General features: G+C 62.1%; 27 protein-coding genes and 1 pseudogene. 11 read left to right on the forward strand and 17 right to left on the reverse strand.

Features of this window, described 5'->3' with window-relative positions:
• Nucleotides 1-111: 111 nt before the first annotated feature.
• The 3 genes from H7F35_RS29030 (at nucleotide 112) to H7F35_RS29040 (ending at nucleotide 4330) form a co-directional block, all read left to right on the forward strand.
• Nucleotides 112-3054 carry a Tn3 family transposase gene (locus H7F35_RS29030; protein ID WP_187109962.1) on the forward strand — a complete coding sequence of 981 codons (2943 nt, stop codon included), beginning with the start codon at nucleotides 112-114 and terminating at the stop codon, nucleotides 3052-3054.
• A gap of 279 nt (nucleotides 3055-3333) precedes the next feature.
• Nucleotides 3334-3630, forward strand: a complete 297-nt coding sequence (locus H7F35_RS29035) for a hypothetical protein (protein ID WP_187109963.1) — start codon at nucleotides 3334-3336, stop codon at nucleotides 3628-3630.
• A gap of 277 nt (nucleotides 3631-3907) precedes the next feature.
• Nucleotides 3908-4330 carry a YXWGXW repeat-containing protein gene (locus H7F35_RS29040; protein ID WP_187109964.1) on the forward strand — a complete coding sequence of 141 codons (423 nt, stop codon included), beginning with the start codon at nucleotides 3908-3910 and terminating at the stop codon, nucleotides 4328-4330.
• Between the two features lie 367 nt (nucleotides 4331-4697).
• On the opposite strand, the gene H7F35_RS29045 is transcribed toward H7F35_RS29040, so the two are convergent.
• The 4 genes from H7F35_RS29045 to H7F35_RS29060 form a co-directional block, all read right to left on the reverse strand.
• Nucleotides 4698-5777, reverse strand: a complete 1080-nt coding sequence (locus H7F35_RS29045; protein WP_187109965.1) for a YadA-like family protein — start codon at nucleotides 5775-5777, stop codon at nucleotides 4698-4700.
• Between the two features lie 900 nt (nucleotides 5778-6677).
• Nucleotides 6678-7115, reverse strand: coding sequence for a YeeE/YedE family protein (locus tag H7F35_RS29050; protein ID WP_187109966.1), 438 nt, complete (start codon nucleotides 7113-7115; stop codon nucleotides 6678-6680).
• A 10-nt stretch (nucleotides 7116-7125) separates the two neighbouring features.
• A complete protein-coding gene (locus H7F35_RS29055) occupies nucleotides 7126-7560 on the reverse strand; it encodes a YeeE/YedE family protein (protein WP_187109967.1) in 435 nt (144 codons plus the stop codon).
• Complete coding sequence (locus tag H7F35_RS29060) at nucleotides 7560-7883, reverse strand: ArsR/SmtB family transcription factor (RefSeq protein ID WP_187109968.1); 324 nt, start codon at nucleotides 7881-7883, stop codon at nucleotides 7560-7562. The genes H7F35_RS29055 and H7F35_RS29060 overlap by 1 nt, the downstream gene beginning before the upstream one ends.
• Nucleotides 7884-7972: 89 nt before the next feature.
• Between H7F35_RS29060 and H7F35_RS29065 the strand changes: the two genes are divergently transcribed.
• A complete protein-coding gene (locus H7F35_RS29065) occupies nucleotides 7973-8866 on the forward strand; it encodes an MBL fold metallo-hydrolase (RefSeq protein WP_187109969.1) in 894 nt (297 codons plus the stop codon).
• Between the two features lie 105 nt (nucleotides 8867-8971).
• Here H7F35_RS29065 and H7F35_RS34645 read toward each other — a convergent pair.
• The 9 genes and pseudogenes from H7F35_RS34645 to H7F35_RS29110 form a co-directional block, all read right to left on the reverse strand.
• A pseudogene (locus H7F35_RS34645) lies at nucleotides 8972-9115 on the reverse strand (Tn3 family transposase); the annotation flags it as partial.
• 108 nt (nucleotides 9116-9223) lie between these two features.
• Nucleotides 9224-10594 (reverse strand): sensor histidine kinase, encoded by a 1371-nt coding sequence (locus tag H7F35_RS29075; RefSeq protein WP_187109970.1) that lies wholly within the window; start codon nucleotides 10592-10594, stop codon nucleotides 9224-9226.
• Nucleotides 10570-11235 carry a response regulator transcription factor gene (locus H7F35_RS29080; protein WP_187109971.1) on the reverse strand — a complete coding sequence of 222 codons (666 nt, stop codon included), beginning with the start codon at nucleotides 11233-11235 and terminating at the stop codon, nucleotides 10570-10572. The genes H7F35_RS29075 and H7F35_RS29080 overlap by 25 nt, the downstream gene beginning before the upstream one ends.
• 31 nt (nucleotides 11236-11266) lie before the next feature.
• The gene (locus H7F35_RS29085) at nucleotides 11267-11818 is read right to left on the reverse strand and encodes a cytochrome b (protein WP_187109972.1); all 552 of its coding nucleotides are present in this window, start codon (nucleotides 11816-11818) and stop codon (nucleotides 11267-11269) included.
• Between the two features lie 39 nt (nucleotides 11819-11857).
• Nucleotides 11858-12616, reverse strand: a complete 759-nt coding sequence (locus tag H7F35_RS29090; RefSeq protein WP_187109973.1) for a hypothetical protein — start codon at nucleotides 12614-12616, stop codon at nucleotides 11858-11860.
• Between the two features lie 16 nt (nucleotides 12617-12632).
• Nucleotides 12633-13085: a hypothetical protein gene (locus tag H7F35_RS29095; RefSeq protein WP_187109974.1), complete on the reverse strand. Its 453-nt coding sequence runs from the start codon at nucleotides 13083-13085 to the stop codon at nucleotides 12633-12635.
• Nucleotides 13086-13113: 28 nt separating this feature from the next.
• Nucleotides 13114-13896, reverse strand: a complete 783-nt coding sequence (locus H7F35_RS29100; protein WP_187109975.1) for a hypothetical protein — start codon at nucleotides 13894-13896, stop codon at nucleotides 13114-13116.
• 69 nt (nucleotides 13897-13965) lie between these two features.
• Nucleotides 13966-14562, reverse strand: a complete 597-nt coding sequence (locus tag H7F35_RS29105) for an undecaprenyl-diphosphatase (protein WP_187109976.1) — start codon at nucleotides 14560-14562, stop codon at nucleotides 13966-13968.
• A 56-nt stretch (nucleotides 14563-14618) separates the two neighbouring features.
• On the reverse strand, nucleotides 14619-14954 hold the full coding sequence (locus H7F35_RS29110; protein ID WP_187109977.1) for a PepSY domain-containing protein: 336 nt from the start codon (nucleotides 14952-14954) through the stop codon (nucleotides 14619-14621).
• Nucleotides 14955-15309: 355 nt separating this feature from the next.
• Between H7F35_RS29110 and H7F35_RS29115 the strand changes: the two genes are divergently transcribed.
• From H7F35_RS29115 to H7F35_RS29125, 3 genes are all read left to right on the forward strand, one after another.
• Nucleotides 15310-15759 carry a hypothetical protein gene (locus tag H7F35_RS29115; protein WP_187109978.1) on the forward strand — a complete coding sequence of 150 codons (450 nt, stop codon included), beginning with the start codon at nucleotides 15310-15312 and terminating at the stop codon, nucleotides 15757-15759.
• Nucleotides 15760-15940: 181 nt separating this feature from the next.
• Nucleotides 15941-16528, forward strand: coding sequence for a phosphatase PAP2 family protein (locus H7F35_RS29120; protein ID WP_187109979.1), 588 nt, complete (start codon nucleotides 15941-15943; stop codon nucleotides 16526-16528).
• A complete protein-coding gene (locus tag H7F35_RS29125; protein WP_187109980.1) occupies nucleotides 16525-18162 on the forward strand; it encodes an ArnT family glycosyltransferase in 1638 nt (545 codons plus the stop codon). Before H7F35_RS29120 ends, H7F35_RS29125 begins: the two co-directional genes overlap by 4 nt.
• 272 nt (nucleotides 18163-18434) lie before the next feature.
• Here the strand turns inward: H7F35_RS29125 and H7F35_RS29130 are convergent, their stop codons facing one another.
• Nucleotides 18435-18806, reverse strand: a complete 372-nt coding sequence (locus tag H7F35_RS29130) for a hypothetical protein (protein ID WP_187109981.1) — start codon at nucleotides 18804-18806, stop codon at nucleotides 18435-18437.
• A 41-nt stretch (nucleotides 18807-18847) separates the two neighbouring features.
• Here H7F35_RS29130 and H7F35_RS29135 point away from each other — a divergent pair, with 41 nt between their 5' ends.
• Complete coding sequence (locus tag H7F35_RS29135; protein WP_187109982.1) at nucleotides 18848-19144, forward strand: hypothetical protein; 297 nt, start codon at nucleotides 18848-18850, stop codon at nucleotides 19142-19144.
• A 165-nt stretch (nucleotides 19145-19309) separates the two neighbouring features.
• On the opposite strand, the gene H7F35_RS29140 is transcribed toward H7F35_RS29135, so the two are convergent.
• A complete protein-coding gene (locus tag H7F35_RS29140; protein WP_187109983.1) occupies nucleotides 19310-20356 on the reverse strand; it encodes a DNA-binding protein in 1047 nt (348 codons plus the stop codon).
• Nucleotides 20357-20471: 115 nt separating this feature from the next.
• On the opposite strand from H7F35_RS29140, the gene H7F35_RS29145 reads away from it, so the two are divergent.
• On the forward strand, nucleotides 20472-21641 hold the full coding sequence (locus tag H7F35_RS29145) for a tyrosine-type recombinase/integrase (RefSeq protein ID WP_187109984.1): 1170 nt from the start codon (nucleotides 20472-20474) through the stop codon (nucleotides 21639-21641).
• A gap of 137 nt (nucleotides 21642-21778) precedes the next feature.
• Nucleotides 21779-21970 carry a hypothetical protein gene (locus tag H7F35_RS29150; protein ID WP_187109985.1) on the forward strand — a complete coding sequence of 64 codons (192 nt, stop codon included), beginning with the start codon at nucleotides 21779-21781 and terminating at the stop codon, nucleotides 21968-21970.
• Between the two features lie 221 nt (nucleotides 21971-22191).
• Here the strand turns inward: H7F35_RS29150 and H7F35_RS29155 are convergent, their stop codons facing one another.
• Nucleotides 22192-23403, reverse strand: a complete 1212-nt coding sequence (locus H7F35_RS29155; protein ID WP_187109986.1) for an MFS transporter — start codon at nucleotides 23401-23403, stop codon at nucleotides 22192-22194.
• Nucleotides 23400-24092 (reverse strand): Chromate resistance protein ChrB, encoded by a 693-nt coding sequence (locus H7F35_RS29160; RefSeq protein WP_222621982.1) that lies wholly within the window; start codon nucleotides 24090-24092, stop codon nucleotides 23400-23402. The genes H7F35_RS29155 and H7F35_RS29160 overlap by 4 nt, the downstream gene beginning before the upstream one ends.
• Before the next feature lie 36 nt (nucleotides 24093-24128).
• Between H7F35_RS29160 and H7F35_RS29165 the strand changes: the two genes are divergently transcribed.
• On the forward strand, nucleotides 24129-24512 hold the full coding sequence (locus tag H7F35_RS29165; protein ID WP_187109987.1) for a YkvA family protein: 384 nt from the start codon (nucleotides 24129-24131) through the stop codon (nucleotides 24510-24512).
• The last annotated feature ends 13 nt before the right edge of the window (nucleotides 24513-24525 follow it).

The raw sequence follows: 24525 nt of genomic DNA on the forward strand, positions 1-24525 counted from the left end.
AAAGCCTTGTTTGATGCGGCTTCTGGGCGATCTGAACTGGCGCTTTTTGTGCAATTCGTGGCTTCTTTCAGGCGTTGTACATTTCCCTGAGTTCATGAGGAGATGTCGTTCATGTCCACGTACGCCTATCGGTTCGTCGGCCGGGAGAGCTTGCCCAGTCGACTGACGGAATTCGATCTCGAGCAGTTCTTTCAACTCACAGTTGAAGACGTCGAGGCCATCCGAGAGCGTTTCAGGGTGCCACATCGGGGTGCCGCCGCACTTCAACTTCTGTTCTTGCGCGCGTCGGGCCGCCCACTGGATCGTTTCGCGGCGCTACCACGCAACCTGCTGGCGTACGTTTCCCAAAAACTTGCCACGCCGGCCCTGTCCATTGCCAGCCTGCGCAGCCTGTATCAACGCCGCCCGACTCTGTATGAGCATCAATTGTGGACTCGGAACCACCTGGGCCTGAGCGACCTGGGCGGGGCCGCAGAGGCCGAAGTCACGGCTTTGCTCCACTTGCAAGCGGCCGAGGCCTCGCACGCCGACGATCTGGTCACCGCGGCCAACCATTGGCTCTACGATCACCGCATCCTGATTCCCGGGGAACGCCGAGTGCGCGACTGGGCACGCGATGCCTTCGCAACTGTCGAGGCCGGGATCCTCAAAACCATCACCGCCGCTGTGCCGACGCCAGCACTGAAACGCTGCCGGGACTCCGCCTACAGCCTGCGCCCTGACGGCATTGCCACTCACCTCGAATGGCTCAAGACCCCACCCAAACGGGACGGCCCCAGCACCTTCGCCGAAACCCTTGACAAGATCCGCTACCTCAAGTCCTTGGCCGTGCACGAATGGGCCCTGGAGAAACTTGCTCTGGCCAAGCAGCGGGCCTATGCCCAGCAGGTCCAGGGCCGCCGTCCGGCCAAGACGCGTGAACTCAAGGAATCGCGTCAGACCATTGAGCTCGTGTGCTTCCTGCATGTGAGCCTGCTCGAATTCACCGACGTGGTGATGCATCAGAGCAGCCGGCGCAGCCAGAAGCTGTTTCGGGATGCCGCGCAAAAGGCCCTGGCCATCCGGGGCAAGCCCGACACCGTGGCGCGTCAACAAGCGACCATCGCTCGCGAAGTCCTGCGCGACACGACCAAGACCTGGCAAGCGCGAGGCCTTGAAGCCGATCGGCTGTTGAGCGAACTGCTGGACGTTCCGCACAAGAGCTTTTCCTCTCAGGTGCGCCAGGCGCTGTCCGCGGACCACCAGCGCGTTGCCGCCTTCCTCGGCGGCATGGAAGGCCTGGCGTTCGGTGGTCAGTCCAACGACGCGGGCTTCCAGCAATGGACCGCCTGGCGCGAGCTTCGGGACACGAAGGCCAGTGAACTGCCGGCGGACTTCAGCTTGCCCGACGTCGGCCCCGCCTGGCGCGAACTGGTGCGCGATGCCGATCCCAAGCGCGGCCTGCAGGCCTTCGCCGCCTGCACCATGATGTCCATGCGCAAGAGCTTGCGTAGCGGCGCGGCCTGGATCGACCATTCCCTGAGTTTTCGCTCACGCGATCAGATGCTCATTTCGCCCGAGGAGTGGGCCCGGAACCGGGACAGGTACATCGCCTTGCTCGGCGCGCCAGCCAAGGTCGACGACTTGCTCGAGCGGCTGCAGGACAACCTGCGCGCCGGCGTCGCCGCAGTCGCTGAAGCCTGCGAGAAAGGCAAGGTCGAGATTGGCGCCGACGGCATGCTGCACCTGCCTCCGGTCAGTGCGTTGCCCGACGACGGCGAGCCGCGCCGCATGCGCGAGTTGATCTACAAATGGATCGGCGATGTGCAGTTCCCTGACCTCCTACTGGAGATCGATGCCTTGTGCAACTTCAGCGAAGCGCTGCTGGGTCACCGGGCCCAGACCGTGGCCGAACTGCTTGCCTTGTACGCCGCCTTGCTCGCCCACGGCACGGACATCGATGCCAAGAGCGTGGCTGCCATGATTCCGGGCTTGGACATGCCCAAGGTCTCCGTGGCGATGCGCGCACTGGAGACCCACGGCCGCCTGCGGCGCGCGAATGAACGGGTGGTCGAATTCCAGGGCCGCATTCCGATGGCCGCACACTGGGGCAGCGGCGAGAAGGCCTCTTCGGACATGATGGCGCTGGATGCTTCACGCCACCTGTGGAACGCCCGTGTCGATCCGCGCCGGCGCACCTTTGCCGTGGGCATCTACACCCACATCCTGGATCGCTGGGGCATCAGCTACGACCAGCCCATCGTGCACAACGAGCGCCAGGCCGGGGTGGCAGTCAACGGCGTCGAGCAGCACAACCGCAGCCAGGACCGCATCCGGCTGTCTTTGCTGGCGGTGGACACCCACGGCTATACGAATCCGGCCATGGCGGTCGCCAAACTGCTCGGCTTCGATCTGTGCCCCAGACTGCGGGACCTCTCCGAACGCAAGCTGCACCTGCCGACCGGGTTCGAAGCTCCCGAAGGCATCGAGCGGGTGACAGTCAAACGGGTATCGCTCAAGGCCATACGTGCCGGCTGGGACGAACTGCTGCGGGTGATCGCCTCGGTGCGCATCGGCAAGATCGACGCCAATCTCGCATTGCGCTACCTTGGCAGCGCAGCCAAGGGCGATCCGGCCTACAAGGCCGCCGACCACCTGGGCCGGCTGCTGCGCAGCATCTTTCTTTGCGACTACATCACCATCGAGGACTTCCGGCGCGAGATTCATACGCTGCTCAGCCGCGGCGAGTCGGTCCACCTGCTGCAGCGCGCCGTCTACACCGGCAAGCTGCCCACCGAGCGCGGCCGTCGGGGCGACGAGATGAAGGCCATCTCGGGCTCGCACGCGCTGCTCACCAACATCGTGTTGGCCTGGAATACACACCGCATGAACGACGTGGTGGAGCGCCTGCGCAAGGACGCCATGGCCATTGACGATGCCTGGCTGCGCCGGATCGGTCCGGTGCACTTCGGGCACATCAATTTCCGGGGGACGTTCAAGTTCGCGATCGAGCGATATGCGCAAGCGCTGCTGCAGCGCGCGCCTGAGGTCGCTCCATCAAGGCGGGCGGCGTGACGTCCGCCACCACTGGAGCCGTGAACGCCATGCCGACCACTCGCCCTCGAATCTACCTGCCGGGTCCCGATGTCCATCATCCGAACGCCCGTACGATCTTTGCCGGCCTTAAGCTCCATTGCGACCGCCTTGGCCTGGTGGTGGGCTAGGCGACAACTCTGGCCTGCTTTGAATCGTTGTTGGGATTGCCCTGATAGGGCTGCCGAATCCATTCACGCAAGGACCCCTGACCTTGAACGAGCTCTTCATCTGGAGGTAACAGTGGCAACTTATGAGAGGGTGACCATCGTGACCGGCTGCTTTCACGTAGTCGACGCAAACGGCAATGAAAGCACGGTGACCGAGTACATGACCTACCTCGTGCGTGTGAGCACGACGAAATCCTATTCGCCGATGCTGGGCGGCATCATGTACTACCTGAGCGATGGCACCGGCGTGCGGCGCACATGCGCTAACTACTTTGCCAGTGAAAACGGCGCTAAGCGATTCTTCGTGACCGGCAAACGCCAACAGCAGGCCGCTACGACCCTGGCGAACATGCAAAGCACCGCACCAGCCGGAGCTCAATTGCAGTGACTGGACGCGACAAAGGGCTTCGAACAAAACCGACTGGCTGCCGGTTGTGGGGGGCCCGGTAGCGCGACAGCCGCGTACAGCCACCATGCGTGGCCCACCAATTTGGCGCCGGGCCAACGCGTATCGCGCAGGTGCTGGCGACCCGCATCCGATCCAGGTACATGGGCCCTTCTGCAGCTTGATTTGTGGCGGAAGTCGCAGTTGCACGGATTAGCCCGTCTTCATTTTCTGTTCCGCTGCGTTGTTAGGGTTCACACACAACAACCACGGGACTCTCATGAGGATCACCAACATTCTGCTGGCCGCCACGTTGGCTGCATCGGCCTTGCCCGTTCTGGCACAGGTATCCGTCAACATCAACGTGCCTGGCATCGTGCAACTGCCCCCGCCGGCCCCTCGCTACGAAAGTCTGCCACGCCCCAGGCCTGGTCAGGTCTGGGTGCCGGGTTATTGGCAATGGAACGAGCGCGCCTACGCGTGGCATCCCGGGTATTTTGTTGCTGCACGGCCGAACTACGCCTATGCGCCGGGTGAATGGGTGCGCGACGATGGTGGCTGGCGTTGGAGGGAGGGCAACTGGCGCCGCGCAGAACGCCGGGAAAGACGTGAGCATGACCGTTACGACGACCACGACGGCGACGGCGACCGTCCCGGCGGCCATCATTGCCCTCCGGGACAGGCTAAGAAAGGCCGTTGCTAATCGACAAGGCCAGGGCTGCTTTGGCCGAGCGTCCAACTCCGTGCGCCGTGCGTTGGAGGGGACGGCGATGCGTCGTGAGAATGGAATGCCGTGGCTGAGACGATTGACCTCCATCGTTCACCCGTAAAATGCCGGCAAGACGTTTCGAGAGCGAGTGCAATACGGACGTGCTGCCTTTAGGGGTCCTGCGGCGCAGGGGTAACAGAAGCTCGCCAGGCTATCCAGCAATGGATGCCAGAAAAGCCCTGCGGGGCCTTTTTCTTTGGGGCCACTGGCTCACAGCGACGTCGCGAAAGCCTTGCGGAGATTGATGAGTTCGGTCGTGAAGCTGGTTGATCGGAAATGATCAGAGTGACGCTGGCAATGCTCAGTCCCAGACGCCACCGATGCCGACACGCAAGGCGAGGGTTCCGCGCCCGGTCGCGGATGCGCCACCGGTCACGCTCCAGCGGCCGCTGTCGGCGGTCTTGCGCAGGGAGACTCCCACCGCGGTTTGCCGCTCGTAGTGCCCCATTCCCGCTGCATAGGTCACCTTGCCCGGAATGTAGGGCGCGCTTTCCATCGCCAGGGCCGCGGCGACCCCGGCGTACGCCTTCTTGCCGATGTCGTCGATCGACTGGCCCAGCTGGTTGACCCTGGCATCCGTGTATGCCGTGGTGCTTGCTGCACTGCTCTGCAATTGCTGCACGTTCACTGCGTCGGTGGGGGCGACGCCCGGTGCCACGTTGTGCACCGCCACCGGCCCGGTGGAGCCGCCATTGCCCATCGTCACGCTGTTGTGGTTGATGGAGCCGTCGACGTTGGTGTCGTAGCGAACCGCGCTTTGCTGGACGGCCTGCAGTTGGCGCACGTTCACCGCGTCGGTGGCCTGCGTGCCGCCCGCGACGTTGGTGATCTGGCGTTCGTTGCCTGCGCTGCCCACCGACACAGCGCCCTGCGTCGAGTTCACCACCGTGTTCGAGAACAACTCTTTCTGGCCTGCCATGCCCACGCGGTCGGCCGTCGAATTCGCACCCAGCGCTACGCCGTTGGCGGCCGTGGCCACTGCGTTGTTGCCGAGGGCGAGGGCGTTGGCCGCGGTTGCCTTGGCGCCGTTGCCCACGGCGATGCTTCCTGGAGCAGTCGCAACGGTGGCCGTGTTGCCGATCAGCAGCGCACCGGCTCCGAGCTGGGTCGCAGCCGCGGTCGCAACGGCGGGCCAGTTCGGCGACGCACCCGACCCGTCATCGGGCAGGCCCTGGATGATGGCGAAGCCACCCGTGCGGTTGGGGACCTGGCAGGTCCAGGTCTGGGGAGGCCCGCTCTGCGCCAGGCAAAGCGATCCGTCGTTGACGCTCAGGCCGGCCCATGCCATGTTGGCCGCGCCAAGGAACGTGGCGGCGGCCGCGATCGTCGCGCGCGAGGTGCCGCGCCTGTCTCGCGCACGGATCTTTTCCGCAACGGTCACCCAAGTGCCAAGAAATTCTCTCCGTACGGAGAGATGGATTCTTTTCATGACAAATACCCTCTCGGAGCTGATCGACGGCTCTTGCGAGCCAATCTTTTTGCTGGTTGAGTGCCACTTGGGTGTCGGCAGGTTGCCGCTGCCTGGACCCGGAGCACGGGAGGGAGCGGATGATGCGCGCCGACTTCGCCGAATGAGAGGTTTCGCGAAAAGGCGCCTGTTCTTTTGCATCCAAATGTGAAGAATTGCACGAAATGTCACACACTGGGACGCGTGAATTAGTCAGGTCGACGAGTGGACCGTCGACCCAGAATTCAGCCGTCTGGAGAGACAGGAGGATGGCCAATGCGCACGGGGATCGTTGCGATGAACTCTCTCAACAGGCTCTCCTGGAACAGCAGTTGGAGCGTGAGGGCCGGGGCAGTGCCAGAAATTTCTTCGACGGAATCGGCTTGCAGAGCGTGCTGTGATTCTTGAGGCGCCACACCGTGCTCACATGAGGTCAAGCCAGGATACGGCCAGTTTTAGCTCATAAGCGTTTAGGTCATTAAGAAGGACTGGCTTATGCGGGCACCCGGCACGCGGAATCGCCCCCTGCGATAGCTCCCGTACGTCGGCCCTCTATGTCTTGGAAAACCCGGGCGGCTCCGACTCATTGTGACCGTGAACCCTCGCGGTGCTGGCACGTCTGGCCTGGTCGTACGTCATGGCCCTCAAGGGGTGATCTCGGTTTCGGTGCATTTCACAGCGGTTTGAGTTCAGGGTATACCAGCGACCGTCCGCAGCGTGCCAGACACTTCATCCGGGACCATAGGCCCAGCACTCCTGGTTTTCATAGGACGCTAGGATGGCCACGGTGGCCAGCACAGCAAGCCAGATCGCCATGTTCGTCATCGGCCGACATCAGACAGGATGAGGCGCGAGCGCGCGCTTGCGGCGTTCGAAAACCTCGAAAACGCCCATACCCACCAGCATCGCGGCCACGAAGACGAGCGCCTTGACCCCGCCCATTCCGAGGGACACGAGGGCCGGGCCTGGGCAGAAGCCGGCGACGCCCCAACCAATGCCGAAGAGTACGCTGCCGAGGACCAGGCGGCGGTCAATGTGGCGCGCTGAAGGCAGTCGCATCTCGGCGCCCAGGAAGGACACGGCGCGGCGGCTGGCCAGCGCGAAGGCGAGCGCGCCCACAGCGATGGCACCCGCCATGACGAAGGCCAGGGAGGGGTCCCAGTTCCCGGCGAGATCCAAGAAGCCGAGCACCTTGGCCGGGTTGGCCATGCCGGACAAGATGAGGCCGAGGCCAAAGACCAGGCCGGCGAGAAGCGAGGCGAAAACAATCATGAAAGTCTCCTCAGATACCGAGTAGATGACGCGTGACGAACACTGTGACGAAGCCAGCGCCCATGAATGCGGCAGTGGCGACGAGCGAGCGAAGCGACATGCGGGAGAGGCCGCAGACGCCGTGGCCACTGGTGCAACCGGAGCCGTAGCGCGTACCAATGCCCACGAGCAACCCGGCCAAGATCAGCGCGCCATAACCGGCATCAATCTGTGGCTTGGGCAGCACCGTCACCAGCAAGTAGACTGCGGGCGCGCCGATCAGACCCAGGACGAAGGCAATGCGCCAGGCGCGATCGCCTTTGACCGACCTGAGCAGGCCACCAAGCACGCCACTGATTCCGGCGATGCGGCCATTGAGCAATGCAAACATCGCCGCCGCGATGCCGATGAGCACGCCACCGGCCAGTGCGGCGAGTGGCGTGAAGTGGTTCCAGTCGATGGACATCATTCTTCCTTTGGACAGTAGAGACGGTAGAGAAGCTCGAGTATTTCGAGCGTCGACGGGTCGGCCACGCTGTAGAAGATGCTCTTGCCCTCGCGACGCGTCTGGACCACCCCCTCGTTGCGCAGCACACCGAGTTGCTGCGAAAGGGTCGGCTGGTGAATGCCCAGCGCCTGCTCGAGGTCGCTCACGCACATCTCGCCTTGCGAGAGTTGGCACAGCAAGAGCAAACGATCTTCGTTGGCGAGCACCTTGAGGGCGCCGACCGCCTTGCCGGCAGCGCCGCGCAGGGCTTCGGGATCGATGACGAGGGGCGAAGGCTTCATGGAAAGGATGAAATAGTTTTGTTTGACATATTATGTTGAAATATATAATATTAGTCAATCGATTGAACATCGCACTCACGGAACACCTCATGGCGACCCGCACGACGACCCAAGGCTTCTTCGATCCCGGTACCTGGACGGTTTCTTACGTCGTCTGGGACCATGCAATGCAGCGCGCTGCTGTTATCGACCCTGTTCTGGACTACGACTTCAAGTCGGGGCACACGGGCACGGCTTCGGCTGATCGACTGCTGGCCTATGTGCGGGACAAGGGCCTGCAGGTCGACTGGATTCTGGAAACCCATGCGCACGCCGATCACCTGTCCGGGGCGCGCTACGTCCAAGGGCAGGTCGGCGGCCAGATCGCCATCGGCGAGAACATCCGCGCCGTTCAGGCGACCTTCAAGAAGCTCTACAACCTCGAGCGCAGCTTCCTGCCGGACGGCACCCAGTTCGACCACCTCTTCGGGGACGGAGAGACTTTCAAGATTGGCGAGGTAGAGGCCACTGCGTTGCTGGTGCCGGGCCACACTCCAGCAGACATGGCTTACCTAGTGGACGGCTGCGTCTTTGTCGGCGATACGCTCTTCATGCCCGACGTTGGCAGCGCACGTGCGGATTTTCCCGGCGGCGATGCGCGCCAGCTGTTCGCTTCGATGCACCGACTGCTGGACCTGCCACCCGAGACTGCGATGTATGTCTGCCACGACTATCCGCCCGCATCTCGATCGCCACGCTGGCAGACCACTGTCGCGGAGCAGCGCGCCCATAACGTCCACGTACACGACGGCGTCAGCGAGGACGCTTTCGTCGCCATGCGGACGGCTCGTGACGCCACCCTGGATGTTCCGACGCTCATCCTTCCGTCGATTCAGGTGAACGTGCGCGGCGGGCAGCTTCCGCCCCCGGACGATAACGGGGTCGCCTACCTTCGCATTCCGCTAAATGCGCTTGCTGTTCATCCGCTGGTTGGTTCAAAGTAAGCGCTTGAGCTCGGCTTGGGATTTGCAGTTTCGGCGGCACGTGCAGGTCAATTGCCGAGTCCCTGCATCGCAGGCCCCCTAGGCGTCATGGTCGCCGACCTCTGGGTAGGCGGCCAAGCGTGTGAGCGCAAAGACATGATCGGTGAAGCCCGCAGTATCGGTGTAGTGCTTTTCGAGCTGCAAGTCGGACTCGCAGTACAGTAGGCCGTCGAGTGCATAAGTCGAGCCGCGCACGCTGACTTTGACCAATAGGTCGGTTTCGCTGAACGTGTACGACAGGATCAAATCGCCGTTAGCGTCGGGAAATTGTGCCCTCTCCCCTGACGTTGCGTTGGTGCGTAGCCTAGCTGGACGCAATTAGGTCGCTGGAGGCGATGTGAGGACCGGAAAGAGGACGGTGACGCTCAAGCCGGTTTGCTTCGCTTGATCTGAGAAATCGAGATCAATTTGCGCACCGATGCGATTGGCAGTCGTCTGCACGATAGACAGCCCCAGGCCCGAGCCAATCTGCTCGCTGCCCAGCGTGCGGTAGAAAGGATCAAAAACGCGGTCCCGTTCGGCCAATGGGATGCCTGGCCCGTTGTCCTGGATGCGCAGTTCGACTTTCCCGTCCGACACATCCACCGAAAGATCGACCCGCCCTCCCTCTGGCGTGTAGCGAATCGCGTTATCGACCAGGTTCTTGACCACAGCGATCATGTCCAATTCGCTCGCCCACACTTTGGCGTCTTGCGTGCCTTCGACACCGATGTCGATGTGCTTGGCTTCGGCTGACGGCATGAGGTCTTCCAGCACGCGGCGATAGATGCCCTGGACAGATACCGGCGACTGCGGCAAGTCGGTGGCCGACTGCGCCTTGGCCAAGGTCAGAAGTTGATCCAACAGGCTCCGGCCACGCTCGATGCCTTGGCGCAGCACTGTCAGCCGTTCGCGTGCCAGGCCGGACATTTCCGCTTCTGCCAGTCGTTCCGCTTGCAGCGAAAGCGCGGTCAGCGGCGAGCGTAGCTCGTGCGCGGCGTCCGCCACAAAGCGACGTTGCGATTCCATCGACTCGCCGACACGTGAGAGCAGGCGGTTGATCGCCACGGCGAACGCGCGCACTTCGAGCGGAAGGTGACGGTCTTCGACGGGGTGCAATTCCTGATTGCCACGCAGGTCGATTTCCTTTGATAGCGCAGCAATTGGCCGGAACATCTTGCGTACCAAGTCGGCGACGATCAGCAGCAAAACTGGCGCGAGAATCAGGAGAGGCATCACTGTACGTAGCGCCCCATCACGGGCAATTTCATTGCGAAAGCCGGATTCCTGCGCCACGGCGATGCGTTCGCCGGCAGTTGTGGTCATGACCAGCACGCGGAAGGCCTCGCCGCTAACTTCTAGCGTATGCAGCCCATCGGCCAGGGTTGTCGGGAGCGGGAGTGTTCCGCCTGTATCCACACTTGACGCAGAGGGATTGGCCTCGCCCAAGCGCTGGACGATCACGCGCGACTCTTCATCGGCATCCTTGAGACGGGTATCGGTGGTCGGCGTGGTCGGCGACAGGCGCTGATGATCCATGAGCTGCGCGACCTGGCGCAGTACGTCGTCCTGTAGCTCGTGGGCCTCGTCGAAAGCGGACAGGAACGAGAATGCGCCTGCCACGATGGCCACCACGAGGATTGCCAGCGACAGGGTGAAGGACAACTTGAGCTGAACTGATTCGTTCAAGCGCCTTTTGAGACCATCCATCCGACCCCCCTGACGTTCTTGATGATTTCGCTGCCGAGCTTGCGCCGCAGTGCATGGATCAAATATTCGACCGCATTGCTTTCAACCTCTTCCCCCCAGCCGTAGATGCGATCTTCCAGTTCGCTGCGCGAAAGGATGGCTCCCGGCCGAATCAGCAAAGCTTGCAGCAGCGATAACTCCCGGTTGGACAGTTGCACCGGGTAGCCACCGTTAACGCTGGCTTCTTTTGTGGCCGGATCGAGCGACACCACGCCATTGGTGAGCACTGGCGTAGCCGTGCCGCCTTTGCGCCGCAGAACGGCGCGCATCCGAGCCAGAAGTTCTGCCATCTGAAAGGGCTTGGACACGTAGTCGTCGGCTCCGCCGTCCAGGCCGCGCAGACGATCATCCAGGCCATCACGCGCCGTGATGATGAGTAGAGGAACCGGGTTGTCCTTGGCGCGGATGCTAGACAGCACCTCCAGTCCATCCTTGCCTGGCAGGCCCAGGTCGAGCAGAACCAGGTCATAGTGCTGGCAACCCAGTGTCGTGAGGGCGGTCTGCCCTTCCTTCACCCAGTCGGTGGCATAAGACGCATCCTTCAATGCGCCGTGGATCGCCTCACCGATCATGGGATCGTCTTCGACCAGCAATACCCGCATTCCCTCTCCTCTTGGAATTATTACGCCCACATTACGGCAGCATCGAGACAAGAACTTTATCTTTTAGTCTGATGTGGTGATATATGGCAGCTAGTGCATGAATGCCTGCCAACCATATGATGACATCACCAAGCAGTTTGTGAATCTCGCCCCAATCTGCAAGGTTGGAAAAATAAGAATTCCTAACAAAGGGGAACACGTTAATTCGCATTCCCCCTAATAACGTCAAAGGATGAGATTCACTTCCCAGAGCCAGCAGCGCAGAAATCGGCAGCGAAAGAAGTAATGCCCACAGCGCAAAATGCACCAATCGGGAAAGGCCAAGCATCCAGGTAGGCATCTGATGTCGTGGAGCACCAGGACGTACTGCAACCCAAATCAAGCGCAAGAATGTGAGCACAAATACGGCGACACCCAAAGATTCATGCCAAACGATGTCATTTCGTGTGGCTGGATCGACTCCACCATCAACTATTCGCCCGAAGTCGCCAGGCCCTAACACGAATGCTGTAACAACAATCGTCGCCGTAATCCAATGAAAGGCTTTGCTTAATTTGTCATACTGATCAGGACTTTTTCTCATGACATTGTTTCCTCCATATTGGCTGGGCTGACCGTATTTTCAATGCGCAGTTCGGGCTGCCCTTTGCCTGAACAGCAGGATCGCGGTCAGCATGAAGGCCAGCAGCGCGGCCGACGCCGAATAGCGACTCAGCGCCAGACCGCCCGCGCTCAGCGGCTTGTCCAGAAAGTCGCCGACCACGGCACCCAGCGGGCGGGTCAGGATGAACGCCGCCCAAAACAGCAGTGTGCGGGACACGCCCGTCCAGTAGTAGGCCGCCACCACCAGGGCGAGCAGCCCGCTGAACACAACGGCCGCGCCGGTGTAGCCCAGGCCCGCTGTGTCCGCCATCCAGTCACCTAACGCCGTACCCAGCGTCTGGGAGAACATGATCGTCAGCCAGTAGAAGGCTTCCGCCTTGGGCGAACTGACGGTACTCACCGACACGGAGCCGAGGGTGCGATGCCAGACGAAGAGCGAGCCGAGCAACAAGGCCAGCAGCAAGCTCGAACCGCCAGCGTACCCGATTCCGAGCGAACGATCCGCAAAGTCGGCCAACGTCGTGCCGACCGTGGTGGTGGCGATGATGGTTGTCCAGTACAGAAAGGGGTGGAAGTCCTTGGCCTTGACCTGCGCGACGACGGCAGCCAGGAAGATCACCGCGAAGATGCCGGTGCCGACCAGATAGCCCAGGTTCATGGACATCGAGACGGCATCGCCGCCTGTTTCGCCAAGCGTCGTGGCGGCAATCTTGATGAGCCAGAAAGCCAGCGTGACTTCGGGCACCTTGGCCAAGGCGTGTTCAGTGGATGTTCTCATTGGACACTCCCACGGATCAGGCTTTGCCTTCGAGCGTGTCGAAGGTTTTCAGCAAAGCACCCATCGCAGCCTTGCAGTCAGTTTGGTTTGGCGTATCGGCACGCAACGCCGACAACGCCTGGTCGATGGCTTTGTCGAGAACGTGCCAGTCGTCGGCAGCACGCGGTTTCAGTCCGGCCTCGGCCGAATCCCAGGCCACCTCCAAATCCTTGATGCGGGTCTTGGCGGCGGGCAGATCTCCCTTGTCTACGATGGTGGCCACGTCAGTAGCGATGCTGCGAAATGCGGTCAGGTCGCCCAGCTTGGAGACAGCCTTGCCTTGCGATACCGTGCTGGCGTTGGCAGACGGTGCGGGGGCGGTGCTCGTGCCGCCTTGGTCGGCAGGCTTGGAGCAGCCAGTGGACAGAGCCACGAGCGCCACCGCCGACGCGGCGGCGATAAGGCGGCCGATAGAGTGCTGATTGGGCATGATTTCTCCTTGGAAATTGGGAAGAGGGTTACTCGGCGGATTGGGCGGAGCGGCCTGCGTTCATGCCTATCTGAGCAACGGCTACCAGCATGACGATGACCGAGAGAAACAGCGCGCTGGTCCACATGGCCCCCATTCCGAGGCCACCGTAAGTCTTGGCTTGCGTCAACAGGTCGCCGAGGGCAGCGCCGAAGGGGCGGGTCAGGATGTAGCCGATCCAGAAGGTCAGCACGGCGTTCCCACCCATACGCCAGGCGGCATAGGTAATGCCGATCAGCGCGCCGAAGGCGACTGCGCCCCAGGTAAAGCCCAAGCCCAGTGCCTCGGTCGCCAGATCGCCGGCAGCAGTGCCCAGCGCAAACGTGCAGAGGATGGCTGACCAATAGAACAGCTCCCTGCTGCGCGTCACAATGTCGTGGATAGACAAGGTGCGTTCAACCTGATACCAGACAAAGAAGATCGCGGCGAGCGCCACGGCGAACGCAGATGTGCTGATGTACAAGCTGACGCCCAGGCCGTCGGTCAACAGATCGGTGATCTGGGTACCGACCACGCTGACCAACACGACCGTTAGCCAGTAAATCCAAGGGGTATAGCGGCGGGTACGCAGTTGCGTGAACAAGGCGACTGCGAGCAACACACCCATGACGGTGCGCGTCAAGCCTTGGCCAAAACCCGCGTTGACCGCCAGGAAGTCAGCCCCCGTCTCGCCCACCGTCGTGGACATGATCTTGATGATCCAGAACGACAGCGTGACTTCAGGGACTTTGTTGAGCCAGTCGCTTGCTCTGACCGTGGGCAAATTGTTCATGGTGTTCTCCTGCCGAGGTGAAAGGGATTGACGTCAGTCTGACCAAGCAGACTTAGCCCATCCATAGGCTCACTCGTGCACCCATCCCAGCGCGATCAGCCTGCCGAACAACAGGCGATGGATACGGGTCGCCAGCCGGTAGATCGGCCCCAGATACCACCGTGCTTCGTGCAACGTCAGCACGGCACTGAGCGCCGCGACCGCGATGGCACCAAGCATGTCCAGCGGAAAGTGAACCCCCAGGTAAATGCGTGACCAGGCGATGGGGAGGCCAAACAGAGCCAAAGCGACACCAGCCTTTAGTACTGTTCGCTGTAGCAGAAAGCTGAAGGCAACCGACCACCACAGCGTCAGGTGATCGCTGGGGAATGACGAGTCGGCAACATGGGGAATGAGCGTATGACCCAGTCCGATCATGAAAGGCCGGGGATGCGACCAAGCTAGGCCGATAATCTGATTGGTCAGCAGCCCGAGCAGGCCGGACGCGGTAGCGACGAGGAGCGCTTTGCGAGTGTTTTCGTTGCCGCGCAGCCAGCCGATGCCGATCAGGATCGGGACGGCCCAGATGAACCATTCCGCAAAGAAGGTGGCCAGCGTCACCACCAGAGCGTTCGGGTGTTCGGGTGCGTTGAGCCACAGGAAGAATGTTTGGTTGAGGTGTTCCATGAAGTCTCCGGGCCGGATCACAGCGTCACGCGCGATCCGGCCACACTGGCAGGCGGTCAGTCTTGCTTGTCGTGGTCGTCATCGTGATCCGCCTTGTCCTCGGCAGACGAGATGACGGCGCCCTTGTCGGCATCGACCCGGACATCGAAGACCTTGGCCCCGCTGACGACTTCCACGTCGTAGACCCAGCCTTGCTTCGAGTTTTCGTACTCGGCGCGCGATGCCTTGCCATTGGCATGCTGCTCGGCAACGGTGACAGCCTGGGTGAGCGGAATCTTGGCCTTGGTAATCGCCAGGGCGTCGTTTTCCATCCCGCCCTTGGCGGCATAAGCGACCGCGCCGGTTGCAGCGATGGCAATAGCCAGCAGGGAAAGTTTGGTGTAGCGGGACATGATGTCTCTCCAGAAAAGTGCAGGGATTTGCACAGGGAGAAGCTACGTAGGCAGACTTAGCTCGTACTGAGCCGTGCCGTCGCCGCCGGAAATGGCGGGCAAGGCTAAGCGTGCTTTACTTTCCTTTTCTAAGACGACCGGGTCTGCCGTGATTCGAGGTCAAGCCTGGATAAGGCCAGTTTTAGGTCATTAAGAAAAGAACGACTGCTCATGTTGGACACGCGGAACCGGCCCCTCGCCATAGCTCGCGTGATCGGCTCTCCATGTTTTCGAGTCGGCCGTATTTTTTCAACTGCAGGCCAAAGCTGAATGGCATGGTCAGCCAAGCACAGCAAGGAAAAGATAGAATTTTTGCGTGAGCATCGCCCATCTTCGTCGTCTTTCTGCAACATATTACCTGTGGTGGTGCTTTGCTGGCGTGGTGCTATCGATGCTGCAACCGTTCCTGTTCATCCACTTCCGACAGGACGGATGGGAAGACGAGCCAGGGTTTCGTGTGCGCAATGTGGAAGCCATGGCGTTGTTCTCGCCCGACGACCGGGCGGACCACAAGAAGGAGCTGGAGACGACGCTGTACGTTCCGGCCGGCGCACATGTCGACACGCCGATTGCATTCCAGCACGGCATCGAAACGATGATGGCTCTCGTGCTCCTGGTGCTGCCCCTGGTGGTGGTTCTGATGCGGCTCTTTCTACCCGCACAGCGCGCCATGTGCGAGCTCGTGCCATACCCCGGAGGGGCTCCCCCTCCGACTGCGCTTTGGCGGACTCAACCGCCACCCACTGCACCTCCCTTGACGGCCTGACAAGCGACGTCGCCTGACGTCACCCCCGGTTGCGCGCTCGCGCGGCCGGCCTTCTTGTTCCTGGCCGAAAGGTTGATATGACTTCGATTTCATGGTGCTCGGCGAGCACCCCGTACGCGCACGCCCGTTTCATCGGCCGCATGCCTGGACAGGCAAGCAAAGCCAAGAGGCGGGGCACATCGTGAACACACTCAACGTTGCGCTGCTGCATTGGATCGCTGCAGGGGAAGATCCAGATTCATGGGTACTTCTTGCCGGGCGCGTGATGGCCCTCTGGGGCGGTCCCGTCAGCGCAACGGTCCTGCTCTGGGCGGGATGGAAGAAGCCATCCGAGCGGACCCATCTGTTCGTCGTGATCGCAGGCGCAGTCGCCGCGTCGCTGTTGTCGCACGCTCTGGCGTCGGCCTTGAACTTCCAGCGGCCGTTCGTCCTGGGCCTGGAACCGGGCTACATCAGTCATGACGCAAGCGGGTCTCTGCCAAGCACCCATGCCACGGTCATGTTCTTCGTTGCGGCTGCGTTCCTGATGCGGGGTGAACTGCGCCGCGTTGGATGGGTGCTTGTTGTCCTGGCAACCCTTACCGCGTGGTCGCGTGTCTACGTCGGTGTGCACTTTCCGCTGGACATCGCCGCAGGGCTCCTGCTCGGTCTGTTCCTGGCCGGCGTACTGGCGGCTGTCCAATGGAGGCATTCGGATGGCACTGCAATTCGTCGGCAAACGCGAACCCGCCGCAAGCGGGCCGGCCCCTCCAACTGGAGGCCGTCATGAACACGACGGAGCACCCAACACCTCCCTGGCTCGCCAACGGCGACCTGGCAACGCCCGATGCAGCCCGTCGACCCTCGACTTCGGCGTGGCCACCGCTGCGCGCGGCCTGGCTGGTCGTGATCTGCGTGGCGTGGCTCGCACTGACGGCGTGGATACGGCCGCTGACGGCACCCGACGAGGGGCGCTACGTGGGTGTAGCGCTGTCGATGCTGCACTCGGGCGACTGGCTGGTGCCGCGCCTGGACGGCCTGCCGTTCTTCCACAAGCCGCCGCTGTTCTACTGGATCAGTGCGGCCGCGATGGCGGTTGCGGGACCGCACGAAGGCGTGGCAAGGGTGCCGTCGATCCTGGGCGCGGGCCTCGCGGTCGGTGCACTGCTGCTGTTCCTGCGACGCTGGTCCACGCCGGCGCTGGCGCAACTGAGCACGCTGGTGCTGGTGACCACGCCGTTCTTCTTTCTGGGCGCGCAGTTCGCCAACCTCGACATGCTGGTGGCGGGCTGCATCGCGGCCACGGTTCTGCTGGGGACCGGGGCGATCCTCGCGCGCGAACGCGACGAACCTTGGCGCACGCTGCTGGCCGGGGCGTTCCTTGCTGCGGCAATGGGCCTGCTGGCCAAGGGGCTGATCGGGCTGCTGCTGCCCGGTCTGGTGCTGGTGCTCTGGTGCCTGACCACGCGCCGGCCGGCGGCGCTGCGCCTTGCCTTGTGGCTGCCGGGCTGGGTGGTGCTGCTGGCGGTCGCCGGGCCGTGGTTCGTGGCGATGCAGTTGAAGTTTCCGGACTTCTTCGACTACTTCGTCATCACCCAGCACTTCAGACGTTTCGCTTCATCGGGTTTCAACAACCAGCAAGCCGTGTGGTTCTACCTTCCGGTGCTCGCCGTGCTCACAATGCCATGGTTCGCCTGGATGCTGGTGCCGAGGCCGAAGCTCATTGCGCCGGGACCGGCACAACGGCGCCTGTCCGACATCGATTGGCTCATGATCATCTGGTTCGCCGTGGTGGTGGTGTTCTTCTCGCTGCCGCGTTCCAAGCTCATCGGCTACGTGCTGCCCGCGCTCGCGCCGATGGCCTACCTGATCGCGCGGCGCATGTCCGCGGGAAGGCCCGACGGGCAACTGCGCAGCCGTGTGCACGCAACCGCTGCGGTCGCTGCCGGCCTGTGCATCGTGCTCGTCGGCGCCATCGCGGCAATGGCCACGCCGCCCGGAGCCCGGCTTCGGCTGCCTGCCAGCTTGCACGTGGCGCCTGGCGATCAGGTGCTGATGCTCGACAGCTACTTCTATGAGATTCCGTTCTATTGGCGATTTCGCCAGCCGGTGCGCATCGCAAGCGACTGGCAGGCTGCGAACATCAACGCCCACGACGATTGGCGCAAGGAAATCACCGATGCGGCGCGCTTCGATCCGGCGCGCGCCGCGCACACGTTGGTCGGGCGTGCCCAACTGGCCAAAGCGCTCTGCCAGCCCCGCACGACCTGGCTGATCGGGCCGTCCAACGCATCGATCGCCAATCCGTGGATCACGGATGTCCCGCTGGTGGCATTCAACGAGCGGGTCGCGGCTTGGCGGTTCGCAGGCAGTGCACAGCGCGATCCCGATTGCCTTGGCCCGAAAGGCGGGCCTGCGCCTTGAGGGCACGATGAAGTCGGCTTCGGCATCCATCAAAAGTCAAATGGAAGAGGAGTTGATGGGGCACCAGAGCGAACCGCGCCTCCAACTCCTCAAATTCAACCATGTCGCTGCGCCCGGCTGAGAACAATGGATCGTGATTCTCCGAATTCATTACTCCACCACGTCACGACACTGTTGCATCGCGCTTGGTCGGCCATGATGAGGTCGGGGAGTGAAATGTGCTGGTCAAGAACGCTGCACTTGGGCGTCATTTCATGGGCTTGCGAGAGGCCTCAGGACAGATCCCAAGCGTCGATGGTCAGTAGCTGGTCGGATGGGCAGGCCGCGATTTTGTCCTGGTGAAAGATCAGGTTGCCCTTCCAGTTCGCCGGCATGACGTAGTCGTCGCCGATGATGGCGGGGCCTTGGTGTGCCGGCGGACCGCCGGCAAGCAGCGGCAGGACATCGCACGCCTGCGCAGTAAAGCGGTTCGGGTAGCCACTGAAAGCCAATTGGCTGGCCTTGCCTGCTTTGACGAGTCGGTGCAGCCAATCGATTCCGCGTGGCCCAACCTCCCAATTCGCCAGCAGCGCCAGTTTGGTGTCGATTGCCTGATCACGTTCCTCAGGGGTCTGAGCCGCCACAACTATCCACCAGCCGATCATCGCGTTGATATTCCTTTGTCGGTTGATTCAGCGATCACGGCATGCGCAAATTCCACTTGCCTGTCATCGTTGTCGTGCCGGATGATCTCAGCCTTGTTCCGAGTCACCAAGGAGAATTCCTTTTCACCATTCAAAAGCCATTACCACCGCCCGCCGGGTACGCCAGTTGGCTCGACTATGCTGTCGAAGGGTTCAGCACCCGGCAGGCCTGGCTCGAAAGCCTCTGGGAAACCTGGGTCGATGACACGGCTGTCGAGCTGGACCGGGATGAGATCCGCGAGTCTGCGCGGCTGGAACTGCGTGCCCTGCGCAAGGCGGCCGGAGCTGCGGATTCGTGATGCTCTCTGCCTGCCCCATTCACCTTTCTGGAGCTCAAGGTTTCTGGGGTTTGAAACGCTTATGATTGCGCCCACCACTCCTCCCTTGTGGCGTCATTCGCTTGGCTTCTGCTTGGGAAGAAAAAACCGCCCGAGGGCGGTTTTTTCATGGTGAAGGCCAGGGCGTCATCGGGCCTTGCGAGCGCTGCTCTTCGAAGCCTTCAAAGCCGGAACTTCCTGTTGCGGTGCTGGGTGCGCTGGCGACAACCGATCCAGCAGGGCGCGTAGCGTTTGCGCTTCAGCTCGATATTGCAACGCTTCCTGCTGGCTTGCGGCAAGCTGTTCCCGCGCGGCCTGAAGCTCGATGGCAAGGCTTCGGTGGCTGGTGGTGAGTTCCCGTTGCGAAGCTTCGGCTGCATCGGCTTTGACCTGCAGCCGTGCGATCGCGTCGGCCTGAGCCAGCATGCCCTCGCGATGACGGCCCTCGGTCTGCGCCAATTGGCCGCGCAGCGCCTCGAGCTGCTTGTCGACCTTGATCCGGGCCTGACGCTCTTGGTCGATCTCGAGCAGCGTGCGTCGCTCGGCGGCATCCGAGCGGCCGTTCGCGACGTCCACGGCCTCTCGTGCCTTGGCCAACTCGGCGCTGAAATCCGCTCGAACCCGCTCCTGCTGATTGCGCGCCTCCTCGAGGTGGCGCTGCAACTCCTGCAGCCGGGCCACGGCGCCGGCATGGGCACGCCGTTCTGCCTCCAGGTCCGTTTGCCGTTGCTGGAGCGATTCCTGGGCCGCGCTCAGCTGCTGACGCAGGGTATCGGCGCTGGCCAGCGCCTCAGTTGCCGCTTGGCGAGCCCGAGTTTCCTCGCCCTGGGCTTGCTCGACCGCGGCCTGGTCCTCGAGGCGCAGCGCGGCGAGTTCGTGGCGCGCGGCGGCCGTGGCCTGCCGCCATAGATCGGCGATGGCTGCCGCTGCACTCGTCTTGAGTTCGGGCGGCAGATCCGGATGGTCGATTTCGACACGCGCCTTGCTGCGCAGGTCTTCCCAGAACCTGGCCAGCGCCTCCGCCGGCGCGTTCATCGAGCCTTTGCGCACAAACTGGTACAGCTTGCTGGCCGTGGGAGTGATGCCATAGCGGAAGAACAGCAACGCGCAAACCTCGCGATAGAGGTCTTTCGTTTCCGTAAATCGCCCCCGGAGGGCCTCGATGTCGCTCTGGAGTTCGATTTCAGTGTTCATGAATAAATAATACAACGTAATACGTTGAATTTATTGAATTAACGCTCAGTCTATGGACATTAGTAATCTAATGTCCATAGACTTGGCGATGTTCTCCTTTTGCGCGTAGCTCTGAATGAATGCCCTCGTCAGCCTGGATCAGATGATGGTGCCGGCCCACCTCGATGGCAGCCGCGGCCGCAATCGCGTCGGTTCGCGATCGCAGCTGGCCGCGGTTGACGACCGTTCGGCCGTTCTGGCCTGGCTGGCCCGCTACGCCGACTCGCCCGCCACGCTCGCCAGCTATCGCAAGGAAGCCGAACGCCTTCTGCTGTGGTGCGTCCTGCAGCGCGGCGCAGCGCTCTCAGACCTCACACACGAGGATCTGCTGCTCTACCAGCGCTTCCTCGGCGATCCGCAGCCGGCCGAGCGCTGGGTCATGGCGCCGGGCCAGAAGCCGGCGCGCAACTCGCCTCGTTGGCGGCCCTTTGCCGGCCCACTGGGCCCCTCGAGTCTGCGCCAGGCGCTGTCGATCCTCAACGCCATGTTCTCGTGGCTCGTAGAAGCCGGACACCTGGCCGGTAATCCGTTGGCGCTGAGCCGGCGCAAGCGCCGACAGGCGGCCCCACGTGTGAGCCGCTTTCTGCCGGAGGAACACTGGAACGCAGTGAAGGTTGCAATCGAAGTCATGCCTCGGGGCAGCGACCGTGAAAGGCTGCACGCTTCGCGCTGCCGATGGCTGTTCTCACTGCTCTACGTCGGCGGGCTGCGCGTGTCCGAGATCTGCAACGCCCGCATGGGCGGGTTCTTCGGCCGTCGGGGCGCCGACGGACGCGAGCGCTGGTGGCTCGAAATCACCGGCAAAGGGAACAAGACCCGCCTGGTGCCGGCCACGGGAGAATTGGTGACCGAGTTGATGCGCTACCGAAAGGCACATGCTTTGAGCCCGCTTCCACAGGAGGGAGAAGGCACACCGCTGTTGATGACGCTGATCGCCCCGATCAAGCCGATGGCACGAAGCGCCATTCACGAGCTCGTCAAGGGAGTGATGCACGCGGCCGCAGCCGCGCTGCGGTTGCGGGGCTCCGACTTCGAGGCTGCAGCGACCCACCTTGAGCAGGCGTCGACGCACTGGATTCGGCACACTGCCGGAAGCCATCTGAGCGAAAAAGTCGACCTGAAAGTGGTTCGCGACAACCTGGGGCACGCCAACATCAGCACGACCAGCATCTATTTGCACACGGAGGACGATGCCCGTCACGATGCGACGGCGGCCGGGCACCGGGTTGGTTGGCGCTCGCCGTAGCCTGTTCTGATGTCCGCTCGTGCGCTGGCCACTGGGCCATGAAATCGCGCACAGGCAGCGGCGTGCGCATCTCTGCCTGCGAAGTCCGATCGCAATGAACGCGAGAGCTCGGTATCTGCCTATTCAGAAGGATGAAAATGAAGTCAACCGTATTGCTCCTTGGCGCACTGTCACAGGCATTTCGCCGCCTGGCATCCCACTTTCATCGATGGGCGCGGCGACCATCTTCAGACAAAGGTGACCCGTCGAATCGCACACTTGTGGACGATCTGCTGAAGAAATCCGATCTGCGGCGAAAAGAGAGCGAGCGTGAAAATCGCAAAGATTGAGCAACTGGGAAGTCGAAGCCGCTCTAAATGCGTCTGCGTTCTGCAGTGTGTCCCGCTCCCCATAGGCTGAGGCCGATGCGGATGACGGCGTTGGTCGCCATCCTCGGACTGATTCCGATGCTGCTGAAAAGCGTGACGTGTTGTTGAGATGCTTTGAGATCGTAGTCCTGACTGTCGAATGACCGAGGGGCGAGCCGGGTAGGTGCACCTCTGGGTGCTTTTCAGGAACCACGCCCGACTTTTCTCTCTGTCTGTGGCATGGGCTGCCTTGCCAGCCCTGCCAGCGCGAGCAAGCAAAAGGCCCCGCCCGCGTAAAACGTTGCCGACGCACCCACCTGGTCCCACAACACTCCCGCCACCACGCTGGCGACGAGCATTGCCAGGCCACTGACCAGATTGAAGAAGCCATAGGCGGTGCCACGCAAATCGGCAGGCGAAGCATTCGCCACCATGGTGGCCAACAGCCCTTGGGTGATGCCCATGTGAATGCCCCACAGCGCGACGCCCGAGAGAACAACCCACCACTGGGCGCTGCTGGCGAGCACTAGGTCCGCTACAACGAGCACGATCAGACCCCCCGCCAGCAGTCCGGTATGACTGACACGGTCAGACAGTTTGCCGAACGGATAGGCCGTCAAGGCGTAGACCACGTTCATCGCGACCATCACGAGCGGCACGAATGCGATCGGAATGCCGCCCTGCTGTGCGCGCAGCACCAGAAAGGCCTCACTGAAGCGTGCCAGAGTAAATACCGCACCAATGCCGACCACCCACCAATACGGGGCACCGAGGCGTTTCAGGTTGTCTCGGCGGATGGGGTTGATCCGTTTTTCCGTCGAATGCCGTTCTGGCTCCCGAAGGCCAAAGACCAGCAGCGCGACCGCCATCACGCCCGGAATCACCGCCACCCAAAACACGGCCCGGAAGTCGTTCGCCCAGAGCAGCATCAAGGCTACTGCCAGGAGCGGGCCGAGAAAGGCCCCCACGGTATCGATGGATTGGCGCAACCCAAAGGCCGCGCCCCGCAGATGCGCCGGCGCGATGTCAGCCACCAATGCGTCGCGCGGCGCACCTCGAATCCCTTTGCCCACACGATCCAACAATCGGGCCGCTAGGACCAGGCCTACCGTTGGCGCCAGCGCGAACAGCGGTTTGGACAGGGCACCCAAGGCGTAGCCGAAGGCTGCCAATCCCTTGCGTTTGCCCAGGTAGTCGCTCAGCGTTCCAGAGAAGACCTTGACGATCAGCGCCGTGGCTTCGGCCGCCCCCTCAATCAAACCAACCGCCAGGGCGCTGGCCCCCAGGGTCGACACCATGAACAGTGGCAGCAGGCTGTGGATCATCTCCGAGGAGATGTCCATCAGCATGCTGACGAACCCAAGCACCCAGATGCCCGCGGGGATCTTGAGCAGGGAGGTATCGCTGGTTTTCATGGTTTGCCGCTTCGCTTGCCGGTACGTTTCGAGGCGGCCTTTGCGGCTGTTTTCTTCGCCGCGGCTGGCTTCACAAGCGGCGAGCCCTTCGCGCCTTGCTCACGCTCGAACACCTCGTTGGCGTAGACCTCGAGCAGTTCTTCGCATTCGACAAGACGCTGCTCCGCCGTCGCGCGGGCTGGCGCGCCATAGAAGTCCAGCGTCTTGATGCGCTCCAGCCAGTTCTTGAGTTTTTTGAGGTCTTCGTCGTTCTCCTTCACCTCCGCAAAGGTGTAGTGATCGGCCATGACCTCCTTCTCGATTTCTTTCTTGTAGTCGACGCACTTGTCCAGGAACTCCTCGTAGTCCTGATCGCGGTCGTGCTTGAAGTAGGTCACGACGCGCTCCTCCTGCTTCGCGTCGAGCGCCATGGTTTCAAAGATCACCGCTTCGCCGCCGGCGCGGTCGATGTCGGCCTGGACCATGCGGAACTGGCGCTGATGCTCGGTCGTGGTCGGCAGCACGCAGATGCTGTTCTGCAAGTAGACAGCGCCCAGGCTTCGGATGCGGCGCCAGATGGCCACGCGGAACTTGGAAGGTTCAGCGGGCACCTTGTAGGTCAATAGGAGCCAGCTGGGTCTTTTTTCTTGATTCATTAATAATGTAGCGGTCGTTACATCATCAATGTATCGATAAAAATCAAGCGACACAAGCCGATCCCGTCCGTATCCACAAGGAAGTCACAGTTGACGATCCAGCAAAACATCCGCCAGTGGGCCCGTCGCGTCAAGCGCGACGCCGTGACCCTGTGGTTGGCGTGCCGCTATCCGGGCACGTCGTGGCTGCCCAAGGCGCTGGCGGCCTTTGTCGTTGCCTATGCACTCAGCCCGATCGACCTGATCCCAGGCTTCATCCCGGTGTTGGGGTACGTGGACGATGCGCTCCTGTTGCCCGGGCTGATCTGGCTGGCGATCCGGCTGATGCCCAAGGACGTGCTCGCCGAATGCCGCGTGCAGCCGGACGACTGGATGCGCCGTGGCGAAGGCAAGCCGCGCAGCCCATGGGGTATCGCCTTCGTTGTCGCAGTATGGATCGCATTTGGGGTCGGTTTGTGGCTGTGGCTTCGGTAAGGAGAGAACATCC

The organism is Variovorax sp. PAMC26660, assembly GCF_014302995.1.
GTDB lineage: Bacteria > Pseudomonadota > Gammaproteobacteria > Burkholderiales > Burkholderiaceae_C > Variovorax.